This window comes from Streptomyces telluris, assembly GCF_024519335.1.
GTDB lineage: Bacteria > Actinomycetota > Actinomycetes > Streptomycetales > Streptomycetaceae > Streptomyces > Streptomyces telluris.
Window position 1 is genome coordinate 35,134 of record NZ_JANIID010000004.1, and the last position, 14,670, is coordinate 49,803.

Below are 14,670 nucleotides of genomic sequence, written 5' to 3' on the forward strand. Positions count from 1 at the left end.
GGGCTCTCCTGGACGCTCGGGCCTGCGCGGGGGACTACTTGCTGGTGGCCGTGAAGGCGCGGAACTGCTCGCCCGGGACGATCCGGGCCGCCTCGACGCCGGTGAACCCGGCGCGCTCCAGCTGCGCGACGAGCTCCTCCTCGCGGGGCAGGGGGCCGCCGAAGTCGGCGTAGGCGAACCAGAGACTGAGCACGTCCAGGCCGATGCTGCCGCCCCGGCAGGACGTGGTGAGCAGGATCCGCCCGCCGGGCGCCAGCAGCGAGCGCACCCGCTCCAGCGCCGCCACGCGCTCGTCCTCGGCGAAGTAGTAGATGTTGTTGTGCATCGTCACGAGGTCGAACTGCGGCTGCAGGTCGAGGGTGCGCAGGTCGCCCTGCCGGGTCTCGACGCGGTCGGAGAGCCCCCACTCGGCCATGTTCTTGGCGGCGCTCTCCGCGACCTCCTGCTGCATGTCGACGGCGAGGGCCGACAGCCGCGGGTTGAGCCGCGCCGCGTGCCGCACGTGGACGCCGCTGCCGCAGCCGACCTCCAGCAGCCGCACGGGGCCCTCCCGGTCGAGGGTGCGCGCGATCGCCGCCTCCACGAACGGCTCGATCACCCGCGTAGAGCGGGCGATGACGAGCCCGTCCTGATCGCCCAGGGAGAAGCGCTCGCCGGTCGCCGCCATGCGCGGTCCTCCCAGCAGCACCGGTACGTGGAAGCGCAGCACCTCCTCCAGGGCGGCGGCCAGGGCGTCGTTGCCGGCCCGCGCGAGCGTGCGGGCGGCCAGGCTCCTGAGCCGGTAGCAGCCCTCGCGCTTGTCCAGTTCGCCGAGGCGCACCCCGATCTCCAGCCAGGCGCGCAGCCGTTCCTTGTCCTGCGTCGCGCCCAGCGTGTCGGCCAGCGACTCCAGGTCGCAGGGGCGCACGGCCAGGCGGCCGAGTACGCCGGAGCCCGCCGCGGAGGCGAGGAAGGCGGCCCGGTAGACCGGTGTGATGACCCCCTTGGACACCGCGAGCAGCAGGGGCATCCGCCAGTTGCCGGCGATCCGCACCGCGGCCAGGGCGTCGCCGAGCGGCACCCCGACGCGGTTCCCGACGCTCTTGACCAGGCTCAGTACGTCCATGAGGGTTCCTTCTGCTCGGAGGGGGGCGTGGCGGCCCCGTCGGTGGTCGTGCGGGCCGCGGCGCGGGGCAGCCGGGCGAGCTCGCCGCGCAGCTCCCGCAGCAGCCGCTCCCGCGACGGGCCGCCGGCGGTCAGGAAGAAGTGGTCGCCGGGCACGTGGTGGCGCAGGAACGAGCTCGTCGTGTACGCGCGCCACGCCTCCACCTCCGCGGCCCCCGCGACGGGGTCGTCGCTCGCGGAGAACGCCGTCATCGGGCAGTCCAGCGGACGGCGCGGCCGCCAGCGGTAGTCGTTGCAGACCCGCAGGTCCGCCCGGAGGACCGGCAGCCTCCGCGCGAGATAGGCGTCGTTGACCGGCGCCCGGTCGCCGTCGCCGAGCGCGCCGATGCCGGCCGCGAACCGGTGCAGCCCGGCGTCGGGCAGCAAGTGTTCGGTGCGGTCCCCGTACAAGTGCGGCGCCCTGCTGCCGGAGACGAACAGGTGCCGCGGCCCGGGCTCGCCGCGCTCCCGCAGCGCGCAGCCGGTCTCGTAGGCCAGCAGCGCGCCCATGCTGTGCCCGAAGAACGCGTAGTCGCCGGTCAGGCCCCGGCGCACCAGCTCGTCGGCCACGTCGGCCACGAGCGGCCCCGCGGACGTGTACGGCTCCTCGCGCATCCGCAGGCCGCGGCCCGGCAGCTGCAGGCCCATGACCTCGGCGCCGAGGCGCTCGCGCCAGTCGCGGTAGACGGAGGCCGTGCCGCCCGCGTACGGGAAGCAGATCAGCACGGTCCCCGCGCCGGCGGCGGGTGGCGGCGCCCCGAAGCGCGGGAACCACAGGGCGTCCCGGGGGAGGGCGGCGACGAGCGGCTCAGCGGGCGACATGCCGGCGCCCCTCCGCCGAGTCCAGCCATGCGATCGTCCGCCGCATGCCCTCCTCGAAGCCCACCGGGCTCTTGAAGCCGAACTCCTCCTGCGCGCGCTCGGTTCCGTAGGACTGGTCGCGGTCGAAGAGGTGCACCGCGTGGCGGGTGAGGACCGGCCGCGCCTTGATACCGAAGGCGCCGTAGAGCTTCTCCGAGACGGTCGCCACGAGCGTGGCCACCGGTGTGGGCAGGCTGAGCCGCGGCGGCGGCGCGCCCAGGCCGCGGGCGAGCGCCTCGATGTACTCGCGCCACGTCGTCAGCCCGGGGTCGCGCAGGTTGTACGCGCGTCCCGCCGTCGCGTCGGACGCACACGCGTCGATCATGGCGTCGACGGCGTTGCCCACGTACAGCAGCCCGGCCGGGACGCGGCCCTGGCGGATGTAGACCATCTGCTTGCGCAGCAGCAGACCGGCGATCTCGATGACGAAGTCCTTGCTGCCCGGCCCGTAGACCGAGACCGGGCGGACCACCGTCACCGGCACCCCCGTGCGCTCGGAGGCCTCGCGCACCGCCCGCTCGCCGAGCAGCTTGCTGCGGTTGTAGGGCAGGCCGGTGTCCCGCGGCTCGGCGCGCTCGTCGCAGGGCCGCACGGGGTAGCCGTAGACGTCGGTGGTGCTGACGTGCAGCACCCGCCGCACCGTGCCCGCGTGGGCCGCGGCCTCGACGACGTTGGCCGCGCCGGTGACGTTGATGCGCCGGAAGTCCTCCCAGGCGCCCCAGTCCGCCGACATGCCCGCGCAGTTGTACACCTGCCGCACCCCGGCCGCGGCCCGGTGCAGGCTCGCGAGGTCGTTCAGGTCGCCGGTGACGGCGCCGGCCTCGGACCCGGCGAAACCCGACCGGTCGCTGCCCTCCCGCACGAGCACGCGCACCCGGTGGCCGCGCTCGGCCAGGCGGCGGACGAGGTGGCCGCCGATGAACCCGCTCGCCCCGGTGACCAGGACGTCCGGCTGTTCGCCGGGGCCGGGGGCGGGGGAGCCGGAGGTGTCCTTGTTCAGCGTCGACATGGGATCACACCAGAAGGTCGAGGGAGGTTTCGAGGTCGACCTCGGTGTGGTCGACGTTGACGAAGAAGCGCAGCCGGCACTTGTCGCGCTCGACGGCCGGATAGCCGATCGGCATGACGTTGACGCCCCGCTCCAGCAGGGAGTTGGACAGGGCCATCGTCTTCTCCCAGTCGCCGGTGATGACCGGGATGACGGCGGACGCCCGGGAGACCCCGATGTCCAGGCCGCGCTCCCGGGCCCCCGCGCGGAAGAAGTCCGACAGCTCGCGCAGCCGGGTCACGCGCTGCGGCTCCTTGCGGACGACCCGGATCGCCTCCAGGGCCGCCGCCGCGTTCGCCGGCGAGATGCCGGTGCTGAAGATGTGCAGGGGAGCGGTGAAGCGGAGGTACTCCACGATCGGCTCGCGGGCCGCGATGTAGCCGCCGAGGCTGCCGATCGCCTTGCTGAGGGTGCCCATCCACAGGTCCACATCGGCCCGGTCGACGGCGAAGTGCTCGCCGATGCCGCGCCCGGTCTCCCCGAGCACGCCCACCGAGTGCGCCTCGTCGATCATCAGCATGGCGCCGTGGCGCTGCTTGACCTCGATGAACCGGGGCAGGTCCGGGATGTCGCCGTCCTGGCTGTAGGCGCCCTCGATCACCACGAGCGCCCGCCGGTGCCGGCCGCGCAGCGCGGTCAGGATCCGGTCCAGGGCCTCCCAGTCGTTGTGCGGGAAGGGCCGCCGCCGCGCGCCGGACAGGACGCAGCCGCGCACGGTGCTGTCGTGGCTCCACTCGTCGTGGACGATGAGGTCCTCCGGCCCGAAGAGGTGCCCCACCGTGGCCACGTTGGTGGCGTGGCCGCCCGCGAAGACGATCGCCGCCTCGGTGCCCAGGAACGAGGCGATCTCGGCGTCGAGCTCGTGGTGCAGCGGCGTCTCGCCGAAGAGCAGCGGGGTCGCCGAAGCCGACGTGCCGTACTGGTCGATGGCCTCCTTCGCGGCCTGGCGCACCTGCGGATGGCCCGACAGCGCCAGGTAGTTGAAGGCGGCGAAGTTGACGACCTTGCGGCCGCCGATCGTGGCCTCGGCGGAGTTGAAGCCCTCGTGCGAGCGGCCGTACGGGTTCGAGCCGCCGGACCGGGCCTGCCGCAGCCGCCCCTGCAGCTCCGCGTACTCGGCCCACTCCTCGAACGCGTACTCCTGCTTCACCGCCGGCCGCGCGGGCCGCGGAACCAGGGGCGGAACGGCCTGCGCCGGGGCGGGGGCGGGGGCGGGGGCGGCAGGCGCCTGCGGAACGGGTCCGCCGCCGTCGCCCAGCCGGTCCACCAGGTCCCGTACCGTCGGATCCTCGGGAAGGTCACGGTGCAATGCGTCCATCCGATCGGGGAATTGGGCGGCGATGCTGCGCTGCAGATCGGTCCGCATCAGCGAGTCGAACCCCAGGTCCACGCCGAGGCGGGCGTACGGGGGGATCTGCTCGGCGGGGAAGCCGCAGATCCGCGCGATGTGGCCGAGGACGCTGCCCTCGGCGACCGCGCCGCCGGCTGCCGGGGCGTACGGCTCCTGCCGTACGGGGCGGGGAGCGGAGGAGGGTTCGGGGCCGGTCACGGCGGACCGCCGGGCGCGCTCCGCGGGGGCCGTGAACCAGTACGACTCCCGTTCGAGGACGGCGTGCGGCACGGGGACGTGCCGCGGCGGGTCCTGGCCGTCGAGCGCGGCCCAGTCCACGGCGCCGCCCGCGCAGTGCAGCCGGCCCAGCGACTGCAGCAGCGACTCCCACGCGTCGCCGCCGCGCCGCAGCGTCGGCAGCCACAGCGGCGCCGGGACGTCCGCCGCCCCGGGCTCGGCCGCGGTCATCGACCGGCCCAGGTTGAGGAGCGTCGGATGCGGGCCGACCTCCACGAACGCGTCGCAGCCGAGCCGGCGCAGCGTCGCGAAGCCGTCGGCGAAGCGCACCGTGCCGAGCATGTGCGCCCGCCAGTAGCCCGCGTCGGGGCGGCCGGTGAGTTCGCCGGTGGCGTCGGAGACCCAGGGGACGGCCGGTTCCGCGAAGGCGATCCGCCCGGCCGCCTCCCGCAGCGGCTCCGCCGCGCCCGCCATCAGCGGGGAGTGGAAGGCGTGTGAGACGACCAGCGGCCGTACGGTCACGCCGCGCCCGCGCAGGGCCTCGCCCGCCGCCGCGATCTCCGCGGCCCCGCCCGACAGCACCAGGTGGTCCCCGGTGTTGACCGCCGCGACCGCGACCGAGGCGAAGTCCCCGGCCACCGCGCGGACCGCGCCGGGGTCGCCGACGCACGCGATCATCGCGCCGTCGCCCGGCTGCGCGTCCATCAGCCGCCCGCGCTCCGCCGCCAGGGCCAGCGCGTCCTCCAGGGACACCGCCCCGGCGACGGCCGCCGCGGCGATCGCGCCCGCGCTGTGCCCGAGCACGGCCGCCGGGCGCACGCCCAGCGACGTCCACACCCCGGCCAGCGCGGCCTCCAGGGCGACCAGGGCCGCCTGGCAGTACCGCGTGCTGCGCAGCTGCGCGGCGCCGTCCTCGTCGAAGAGCAGCCGGGTCAGCGGGGTGCCGAGCAGCGGCCGCAGCACGGCGTCGGCGCGGTCGAGCGTGCGCGTGAACCCCTCGTGCGTGCCGTACAGCTCCTTCGCCATGCCCGGGTACTGGGTGCCCTGCCCGCTGAAGAGGAACGCCACCTTCGGCTCCGGCCGGCCCGGCACGTGGCCGCGGACCGCCGCCGTCGAGGGCCGCTCGCGCACCAGGTCCTCCAGCGCGGCGTCCAGGTCGGCGGCCGACGCGCCGGTGAGCACCGCGCGGTGCGCCAGGTGCGCGCGCCCGGTGTTCGCCGAGCGGCACACCGCCCGCAGGTCCGCGTCGGGGTGCGCCGCGAGGTGCGTGCGGTAGTGGCGCGCCAGCGCGGCCAGGGCGGTGGACGTGTGCCCGGACAGGCACAGCGCGTGCCGCGGGCGCACGGGCCCCGCGGCCGGGGCGGCGGCCGTCACCTCGGGCGCCGCTTCGAGGACGACGTGCGCGTTGGCGCCGCCGAACCCGAACGAGCTCACCCCGGCCCGCGCCGCGTCCCGCACCGGCAGCGCACGCCGGTCCGTGGCCACCTCCAGACCCGCGCCCTCCCGCTCCAGGCCCCGGTTGGGCCTGGTCAGGTGCAGCGACGGAGGCACCTGGCGGTACTTGGTCACCAGGGCCGCCTTGATCAGCCCGGCGATCCCCGCGGCCGCCTCCAGGTGGCCGATGTTCGTCTTCACCGAGCCGACCAGGCACGGCTCCTCCGCGGCCCGCCCCTGCCCGTACACGCCCGCCAGCGCCCCCCACTCGACGGGGTCGCCGAGCGCCGTGCCCGTGCCGTGCGCCTCGACGTAGCCGACCGCGGAGGCCTCCAGGCCGGCCCGGGCCAGGGCCCGTGCCATCACCGTGCGCTGCGCCGAACCCTTCGGCGCCGTCAGGCCGTTGCTGCGCCCGCCGTGGCCCAGGGCGGAGCCCCGGATCACCGCGTGGACGCGGTCGCCGTCGGCCAGGGCCGCGGACAGCGGCTTGAGGAGGACGAGGCCGACGCCCTCGCCGCGCACGTAGCCGTCGGCCGCGTCGTCGAAGGTCCGGCAGCGCCCGTCCGCGGAGAGCATCCCGCCCTGCGCGAACGCCACCGACAGGCCCGGCGTGATCAGGAGGTTCACCCCGCCGGCGAGCGCGGTGCGGCACTCGCCCGCCCGCAGGCTCTGGCACGCCATGTGGACGGCGGCCAGCGACGACGAGCACGCGGTGTCCACGGCCAGGCTTGGGCCCGCGAGGTCGAAGTGGTACGAGAGCCGGTTCGCCGCCACCGACTGGGCGTTGCCCGTCGCGGAGTAGACGTCGACCGACTCCAGGTGCGGCATCTGCAGCTCGGCGTAGTCGTGGCTGCTGATGCCGACGAAGACGCCTGTCTCGCTGCCCGCCAGGTGCGCGGGCGTGACGTGCGCGTCCTCGAAGGCCTGCCAGGCCACCTCCAGCAGCAGCCGCTGCTGCGGGTCCATGCGCTCGGCCTCGCGCGCCGAGATCCCGAAGAAGCGGGCGTCGAAGGCGTCGACGCGGTCCAGGAACCCGCCGTGGCGGGGGGCGTCGACGAGACCGGGGTCCCAGCGGTCGCGCGGCACCTCGCCGACGGCGTCGCGGCCGTCCAGCAGGAGCCGCCAGTAGCTGTCCACGTCGGGGGCGCCCGGGAAGCGGCAGCCCATGCCGACGATCGCGACCGGCTCGCCGGGGGCCGGTGCGGCGGGAGCGGCGGGGACGGCCGTGGGCCGGGGCCGCTCCTGCGCGCCGAGGCGGGCCGCCAGCGCGCGGACGGACGGGTGCTCGAAGACCAGGCCCGCGGGCAGCTCGCGGCCCAGCCAGGCGCCCAGTTCACCGGTGACGGCCACGGCCTGCCGGGAGTCCAGCCCGAGGGAGGTGAAGGGCAGGTCCCGGTCGATCGCGGAGGCCCGCAGCCCGAGCCGGCCCGCGATCCGCGCGGCCAGCCACGCCTCGACGGCGGCGGCGCGGGGCGCGCTTGCGGGCGCGCCCGCGTGGGGCCCTTCGCCGCCGGGCGCGCCCGCGCGGAGCCCTTCGCCCGTCGTGACCGCGCCGGGTGCTTTTGCGAAGGCGCCCTCGCCGGCCTCGTCCGCGGTCGGGGTCACGCCGTTCGGATCCGCGCCCTCGCCGGCCCCGTCCGTGACAAGCAGCTCGACGAGCGTCGCTGCGTGCGGGCGCACCAGCAGCTCGCCCACCGGGACCGTTACGCCGAACTCCCGTTCCAGCGCGCCCACGGCGTCCAGGAGGCCCGCATAGTCCAGGCCCAGTTCGGCGAAGCCGCGGTCGGCGGCGGCGTCGTCATCGCCGCCGTCCGGGCCGGCCGCCCGGCCCAGCACGCGCGCGACCGCCTCCACCGCCTGCTCGCGGCCCGGGCGGGCCGCGGGGGACGGCGGCCCCGCGTCGTCGCGGAGCACGCTCGCCGCCACCACGGACAGCTCCAGGCCCGTCAGGGCCGCCCGGCACGCCTGCCGCTGGATCTTGCCGCTGGTCGTCTTGGGCACCGTCGACCGCTTGAGCAGGACGACGGTGTGCGGGGCGACCTGGTGCTCCTCGGCGACGGCGGTGCGCAGCGCGGCGAGGGCCGCCGCGGGGTCGCCGCCGCCGAACTCGTAGGCCAGGGCGAGTTGTTCGCCCTGCTCGGTGGGGATGCCGAAGGCGGCGCCGCAGCCGGGGCGGACGGCGTCCGTGGCCTTCTCGGCGGTCAGTTCGACGTCGTGCGGGTAGTGGTTGCGGCCCTGCACGATGACGACGTCCTTGGTGCGGCCCACCACGTAGAGCTGGCCGTCGCGCAGGAAGCCCAGGTCGCCGGTGCGCAGATGGGCCGGGGCCGTCTCCTCCTCACCGGCTATGCGGGCGCCGAACGACTCCTCCGTGGCTTCCGGCCGGCCCCAGTAGCCCTCGGCGACGTTCGGCCCGGCCACCCAGATCTCGCCGACGCGGCCGTCGGGCGCCCGGCGGCGGGTGTCCGGGTCGACCACGGCGACCTCGACGTCCGGGACGGGCGTGCCGCAGCCGACGACCCGGGTCGTCCGCTCCGCGCCCTGCGCTGCGGGCTCCGCCGCGCCGCGGGCCAGGGCGCCGGTGTCGAACGCGCCGAGGACGGGCGGCTGCGCGGCGCCGATCCCGGTGACCATCAGGGTGCCCTCGGCCAGCCCGTAGCAGGGCAGCAGGGCCCGGCGGTCGAAGCCGCAGGGGGCGAAGCGGTCGGCGAAGCGCTCCAGGGTTTCGGCCCGTACGGGCTCGGCGCCGTTGAGGGCGAGCCGCCAGGTGCTCAGGTCGAGGGCGTCGCGCTGCTCGTCGGTGATCCGGCGCAGGCACTGCTCGAAGCCGAAGTTGGGCGCGACGCTGGTCGACGCCCCCGTCCGGGAGAGGGTCTCCAGCCACAGCAGCGGCCGCCGGACGAAGGTGGCCGGCGCCATCAGGTGGGCGGGGAAGCCTCCGTAGAGCGGGGTGAGGATGCCGCCGATGAGCCCCATGTCGTGGTACGGCGGCAGCCAGGAGACCATGCCGGAGTCCTCGTCGTGCTCCAGGCGCAGATGGATGGAGCGCAGGTTGCGGACGAGGTTGGTGTGGGTGACCATGACGCCCTTGGGGTCGGACGTCGACCCCGAGGTGTACTGCAGGAAGGCGAGGGAGCCGCCGCCCGTGCCCGGCTCGTGCCAGGCCTCGGCGTCCGCGGGCCCGAGGTCGTCGGCCGTCAGCCACGTCAGCCCCGTCAGGCCGAGCGCGGAGATCTCCTCCGGCCTGGCGCGCGCGGCCTCGCGGACGTCGGCGGTGGTGTAGGCGTGCGTGGCCCCGGAGTCCCGGGCGATGGCCGCGAGCCGGGGCATGGTCTGGCCGAAGCGCGCGCTGTCCGGCGGATAGGCGGGGACGGCGATCGCCCCGGCGTAGAGGCAGCCGAAGAAGGCCGCGATGTAGTCCAGGCCCGGCGGGTGGAGCAGCAGGACGGGCCGGCCGGCGAGGTTCTCGCGCAGCAGCCGCCCCGCCACGGTGCGGGCGCGCAGGTCCAGTTCCCCGTAGCTCCACGACTCGCTCGCGTCGTCGGCACCGGGGAGAAAGCGGTAGGCGAGCGCGTCCGGCGTCCGGTCCGCGCGGTGCCGGAGCAGCGCCGCCACGGTCTCCGGTTCGCCGCCGGGCCAGGGCTTCCCGATCGGTCCTCGACTCAAGATGGTCTCCGTCATTTGCTGGCAGTGCCGGCAGGCTCTGCGGTGGGCTGGGCCGCCTCGTGGTCAAGGCGCCGGTAGTCGGTCTTGCCGTTGGCGTTGTGCGGGAGCCGGTCGAGGCAGGTCGCCGCCTGCGGCAGCATGTAGCGGGGCAGGACGCGGGCGCAGTGCTGCTTGAGCTGCACCAGACCGGGCCGCGCGGCGCCGGGGCGCAGCGTGTAGTAGAGGGCGATGCGGGGCTGGGCGTCCTCCCCCTGCCCGGTGCGCAGCACGACCGCGGCCTCGGCGACGGCGGGGTGGGAGAGCGCCGCGGCCTCGATCTCGCCGAGTTCGACGCGGTAGCCGTGCAGCTTGACCATGCGGTCCTTGCGGCCGCGGTAGACCAGTTGCCCGTCCTCGTAGCTGACGAGGTCGCCGGTGGGATGGCGGCCCTGGCAGTGGAGGGCTGCGGCGGGCTCGTCGGGGCGGCGCCAGTAGCCGGGGGTCACGCAGTCGCCCTCGACGACGAGTTCGCCGATCGCGCCGGGCACGTCGACGGGCCGGCCGTCGGCGACGACGCTCACGCGCGCGCCGGTGATCGGCCCCCCGATGGGCACGGGCGTGTCACGCAGGAGGTCCTCGGGCCGCACCCGGTGATAGGTGCAGACGTTGGTCTCGGTGGGCCCGTAGAGGTTGTACAGGGCGGTGCCGGCGGGCAGCCGGTCCGCGAGGGCGCGCAGCTGCGGGATCGGGAAGACCTCGCCCGCGAAGAGCACGTAGCGCAGGCTCCGGGTGACGTCGGGGGTGAGCACGCCCGACGCGGTGAGCAGGTGCAGGACGGAGGGGACCGAGTACCAGACGGTGACGCCGTGCTGGCGGACGCCCGCGGCCAGCGCCGGGACGTCCCGGGCGGCCGCGTCGGCCACGATCCACACCGCGGCGCCGACGGACAGCGCGACGAACAGGTCGAAGGTGCTCAGGTCGAAGTTGAACGAGGCGTGGTTGGCGAACACGTCGTCCGGCCCCACGTCGAGTTCGGCGCGCGCCCAGCCGGTGAAGTTGGCCAGGTTCCGGTGGGAGATCCGCACGCCCTTGGGCACCCCGGTCGATCCCGAGGTGTAGAGGATCGCCGCCAGGTCGGAGGGCTGGAGCGCGGGCAGGATCGTCACCCGCCCGGCCCTGACCCGCGCGAAGTCCTCCCACGCGTGGACGGGCACACCGCAGACGTGGCCTTCCGCGGGAGGCTCGCCGGTGGTGACCACGGCCTCCAGGGAGGGCGGCAGCTCCTGGTCCGCGAGCAGGGCGAGGTGGCGGCGGTCGGTGAAGAGCACGACCGGCTCCGCGTCCATCAGGATGGTCCCGGCCCGGCCCGCCGGCTGCCCGCCGTCCAGGGGGACGTACGCGCAGCCCGCCTGCACCGTGGCCAGGATCGCCTCGGCGTAGTGCGGGTGCTTGTCCATCCAGACGGCCGCCCGGTCGCCGGTGCGGACCCCGAGGTCGAGCAGCCGGCAGGTGAGCGCGTCGACGGCGGAGGTGAGCTCGCCGTAGGTCAGGGGGTGTTCGCCGACGAAGGCCGGACGACCGGCCTGCCCGGCGGGGAAGTCCCGCCGTAGCCGGATCACGCTGGTGTTGAAGGCGCCCATGGTCGTGTGCACTTCCTCGCTCACTCGGATCGCGGCAGGACGCCGGTCTCCGTCGCGGACTCGATGAAGATCTCCGTCGCGAGCTCCAGGTCCTGCGGCGTGTGCTCGCAGGTGACGCTGACCCGCAGGCGGGCGTCGCCGAGCGGTACGCCCGGGTAGACCACGGTCTGGCAGAACAGGCCGCGCGCCCGCACGGCGCGTCCCATCTCCATGGCCTTGCGCTCGTCCCCGATGACGATGGGGAGGATGGCGCTCCCGGTCCGCTCCAGGTCGAAGCCGGCCTTGCGCAGCCGGTCGCGGAGCGCGTGGATGTTGGCCCAGAGCCGTTTGACGCGCCCGGGCTCGGCCTCGATGACGTCCAGCGAGGCGATCAGCCCGGCCGCGACGCCGGCGGGGATGTTGGCGGCGAACACGTAGGAGTTGGAGTAGTAGCGCAGGTACTCGACGACCTCCTCCTCGCCGACGACGAAGCCGCCCATGCCGGCGAGGGCCTTGCTCATGGTGCCCAGTTCGAGGTCGACCTCGCCCTTGAGCCCGAAGTGCTCGGCCGTGCCCGAGCCGCGCGCGCCCAGCACACCGGTCGCGTGCGCGTCGTCGATCATCACGCGGGCGCCGTAGGTCTTCGCCAGCCGGACGATCTCGGGCAGGTCGCAGACGTCGCCGTGCATGCTGAAGACGCCGTCGGCGACGATCAGCGTGCCGCCGCCCGTGGCCTGCCCGGCCCCGCGGCGCAGCACCTGCTCCAGGTCCTGCATGTCGTTGTGCCGGTAGATCCTGCGCACGCCGCCCGACAGCCTGCTGCCGTCGACGATGCTCATGTGGTTGAGCTTGTCGACGACGAGCGTGTCGTAGCTCTTGACCAGGCCCGAGATGGCGCCGAGGTTCGCCGCGTAGCCGCCGGGGTAGACGATGGCGGCCGGGCGCTGCTTGAAGGCGGCCAGGCGCCGCTCCAGCTCCTTGTGCAGCATGTTGGTGCCGCCGATGAAGCGGGAGCCGGTGTGGGTGGCGCCGTAGGCGCGGGTGGCCTCGCACACCGCCTCGACGACCTTGGGGTGATTGGCCAGCCCCAGGTAGTTGTTGGAGGCGAACATGAGGAACTCGCGCTCGCGGCCCTCCAGTTCGTCGTAGATGACGGCCCGGTTCTCGCAGCGCGAGAGCAGCGGCATGCCGTACCAGTACAGCCGCTCCTCCTCGCGCCGGCGCCGGTAGGCGCCGAAGCCGCGGGCCTTGGCGAAGAGGTCGGGGTCGCGCTGCTCGACGAAGTCCTTCATCGAGCGGCCGTCCCAGGAGCCGTCCCCGGCGCGCCCGGCCGCTGCGGCCTGCGTCGTCAGGGCGGCGAGCTCGGCGGCCAGGCCGCGCAGGGTCTGCGCGGTGACCGCGCCCACCGCGCTCTCCGGCAGGCCCAGCTCCTGCGCGGCCTCGGCGACCAGCGAGGTGAGGATGACCGAGTCGATGCCGAGCTCGCTCTCGAAGTCGGCGTCGAGGGCCAGCTGGCTGCGCTGGTACTGCGTCTGCCGCACGGCGGCGGCCAGCACCGCCTCCAGGACGGCGTCCGCGCCCTCCGCCTGCGCCGGGGCCCCGGCCTCCGCCGTCCCGGGGGGCGCGCCCAGCGCGCCCTCCACCCGGGCGACGAGCTCGCGGATGGTGGTGATGTCGCCGGGCAGCCGCTTCTCGATGCCGAACTGCTCGCCGACCGACACCAGGATCGACTCCAGGATGACGGAGTCGATGCCCAGGTCGCCCTCGAAGTGGCTGTCGGGCAGCAGCTGGGACTCGTCGTAGAGCGTCCGCTCGGCGACGATCCCCACGACCTTGCGGTGGATGCGCACGGTCTCCTGCGGGCCGTCCATGAGGTGTGTCATGCGGTGGTCGCTCCTTCCCCTGCCTGCAGCCGGCCGACCAGGGCCGAGATCGCGTTGACGGAGCGGAAGTTCGCCGGCGATATCTGCCGCAGCGGAACGCTGACGCGGAACTCCTGCTGCAGGTAATGCACCAGGTCGAAGACGCCCGCCGAGTCGATGATGTTCAGCTCGTCGATGGGCGTGTCCGGCTCCAGCCCGCCGGCGTCGCCGTCCATCCAGACCTCGACGATGTAATCGGTGATCAGTTTCTGAGGGGTCATCGCTTTCCTTGCCGTCAGTCGCGGTCGAGGGCGGGCCAGGTGAGCACCGTCGCCCCCCAGGTGAGGCCGCCGCCGAAGGCGGTGAGCAGCACCCGGGCCCCGGGCCGGAGCGTCCCTCCGGCGTGGGCGTGGTCGAGGGCCAGGGGGATGGAGGCCGCGGCCGTGTTGCCGACCTCGGCGATGTTCCCGGCGCAGCGCTCCTGCGGGATGCCCAGCTCGTCGGCCAGGCGGGCGGTGATTCTGTGGTTGGCCTGGTGGCTGACGAGGTGGTCGACGTCGCTCACCCGCCACCCGGCGCGGTCCAGGACGGCGCGCGCCGAGTGCCCCATGCGCTGCACGGCGAGCCGGAAGACCTGCTTGCCCTGCATCGTGAAGTAGTGGTCCTCCTCGCGCGGCGCGTGCGGGCGCCGCTCGGAGCCGCCCGCCGGCACCGTGATCAGCTCCAGGCCCTCGCCGTCGCTGCCGAGGTCGAAGGGGCCCAGCGCGCCGGTCTCGCCCTCCGCGCCGGGCCGCAGGACCAGGGCCCCGGCCCCGTCCCCGAAGATCACCGCGGTGGAGCGGTCGGCCGGGTTGAGGATCCGGGAGAACGTCTCCGCGCCGATGACCAGCACCCCGTCGGAGGCGCCGCACGCGATGAGGCCCGCCGCGGTCGCCAGGGCGTAGACGAAGCCGGAGCACACCGCGGCGACGTCGTAGGCCGCGATGTGGCCGAGGCCCAGCTTGCCCGCCACGGTGGGCGCGGTCGCCGGGCACGGCCGGTCCGGCGTGGTGGTCGCCACGACCACGGTGTCGACCGGCCGGCCGCCCGCGGACTTCAGCGCCTTGGCGCCGGCCCCCGCGGCCAGGTCGGAGGTCGTCATGGAGTCCGGGGCGAAGTAGCGCTGCCGGATGCCGGTCCGGGAGCGGATCCACTCGTCGGAGGTGTCGAGCGCCGCCACCAGCTCGTCGTTGGTGACGGGCACCGGTGGCAGCGCGCTGCCCACTCCGGCCACGACGGCCGCCCGCGTCACCGGGCACCGCCGCGGCGCCGGGGCCCGGGCTCGGCCCTGCGGAAAGATGTGCGGCTGGGACGGAAGCAAACCACGCGAGCGCTCCTCCGGTGCGGACAGCCGGACGGCTCCGGCGTGCCGAGTCTGCTCACCCGGGCTGACCGGACGCTGACGGATGGCTGACCCGGTCCGGGGTCAGCCATCCGTCAGCCCCCCGTCAG

General features: G+C 75.0%; 8 protein-coding genes. All 8 read right to left on the reverse strand.

The features are described from left to right. Window positions 1-34: 34 nt before the first annotated feature. From NQU55_RS06355 to NQU55_RS06390, 8 genes are read right to left on the reverse strand one after another with little or no spacing between them, the layout of a single operon-like run. Complete coding sequence (locus NQU55_RS06355; RefSeq protein WP_168092724.1) at window positions 35-1,105, reverse strand: SAM-dependent methyltransferase; 1,071 nt, start codon at window positions 1,103-1,105, stop codon at window positions 35-37. Further along, a complete protein-coding gene (locus NQU55_RS06360; RefSeq protein WP_168092723.1) occupies window positions 1,093-1,965 on the reverse strand; it encodes a thioesterase II family protein in 873 nt (290 codons plus the stop codon). Before NQU55_RS06360 ends, NQU55_RS06355 begins: the two co-directional genes overlap by 13 nt. Then, window positions 1,952-3,013, reverse strand: coding sequence for an NAD-dependent epimerase/dehydratase family protein (locus NQU55_RS06365; RefSeq protein WP_168092722.1), 1,062 nt, complete (start codon window positions 3,011-3,013; stop codon window positions 1,952-1,954). Before NQU55_RS06365 ends, NQU55_RS06360 begins: the two co-directional genes overlap by 14 nt. A 4-nt stretch (window positions 3,014-3,017) precedes the next feature. Continuing rightward, window positions 3,018-9,719: a type I polyketide synthase gene (locus tag NQU55_RS06370; RefSeq protein WP_240976337.1), complete on the reverse strand. Its 6,702-nt coding sequence runs from the start codon at window positions 9,717-9,719 to the stop codon at window positions 3,018-3,020. An 11-nt stretch (window positions 9,720-9,730) separates the two neighbouring features. After that, entirely contained in the window at window positions 9,731-11,362 is a 1,632-nt protein-coding gene (locus tag NQU55_RS06375) for a D-alanine--poly(phosphoribitol) ligase (RefSeq protein WP_256789988.1), read from the reverse strand. Continuing rightward, window positions 11,359-13,200 (reverse strand): aminotransferase class I/II-fold pyridoxal phosphate-dependent enzyme, encoded by a 1,842-nt coding sequence (locus NQU55_RS06380; RefSeq protein WP_168092720.1) that lies wholly within the window; start codon window positions 13,198-13,200, stop codon window positions 11,359-11,361. The genes NQU55_RS06375 and NQU55_RS06380 overlap by 4 nt, the downstream gene beginning before the upstream one ends. Further along, on the reverse strand, window positions 13,197-13,460 hold the full coding sequence (locus NQU55_RS06385; protein ID WP_168092719.1) for an acyl carrier protein: 264 nt from the start codon (window positions 13,458-13,460) through the stop codon (window positions 13,197-13,199). The genes NQU55_RS06380 and NQU55_RS06385 overlap by 4 nt, the downstream gene beginning before the upstream one ends. A gap of 14 nt (window positions 13,461-13,474) precedes the next feature. Next, complete coding sequence (locus tag NQU55_RS06390) at window positions 13,475-14,470, reverse strand: beta-ketoacyl-ACP synthase III (protein ID WP_256789990.1); 996 nt, start codon at window positions 14,468-14,470, stop codon at window positions 13,475-13,477. Window positions 14,471-14,670 lie beyond the last annotated feature (200 nt).

Coding starts and splice junctions, on each gene's coding strand:
- NQU55_RS06355 (WP_168092724.1), bottom strand. CDS start 1,105: ATGGACGTACTGAGCCTGGTCAAGAGCGTCGGGAACCGCGTCGGGGTG.
- NQU55_RS06360 (WP_168092723.1), bottom strand. CDS start 1,965: ATGTCGCCCGCTGAGCCGCTCGTCGCCGCCCTCCCCCGGGACGCCCTG.
- NQU55_RS06365 (WP_168092722.1), bottom strand. CDS start 3,013: ATGTCGACGCTGAACAAGGACACCTCCGGCTCCCCCGCCCCCGGCCCC.
- NQU55_RS06380 (WP_168092720.1), bottom strand. CDS start 13,200: ATGACACACCTCATGGACGGCCCGCAGGAGACCGTGCGCATCCACCGC.
- NQU55_RS06385 (WP_168092719.1), bottom strand. CDS start 13,460: ATGACCCCTCAGAAACTGATCACCGATTACATCGTCGAGGTCTGGATG.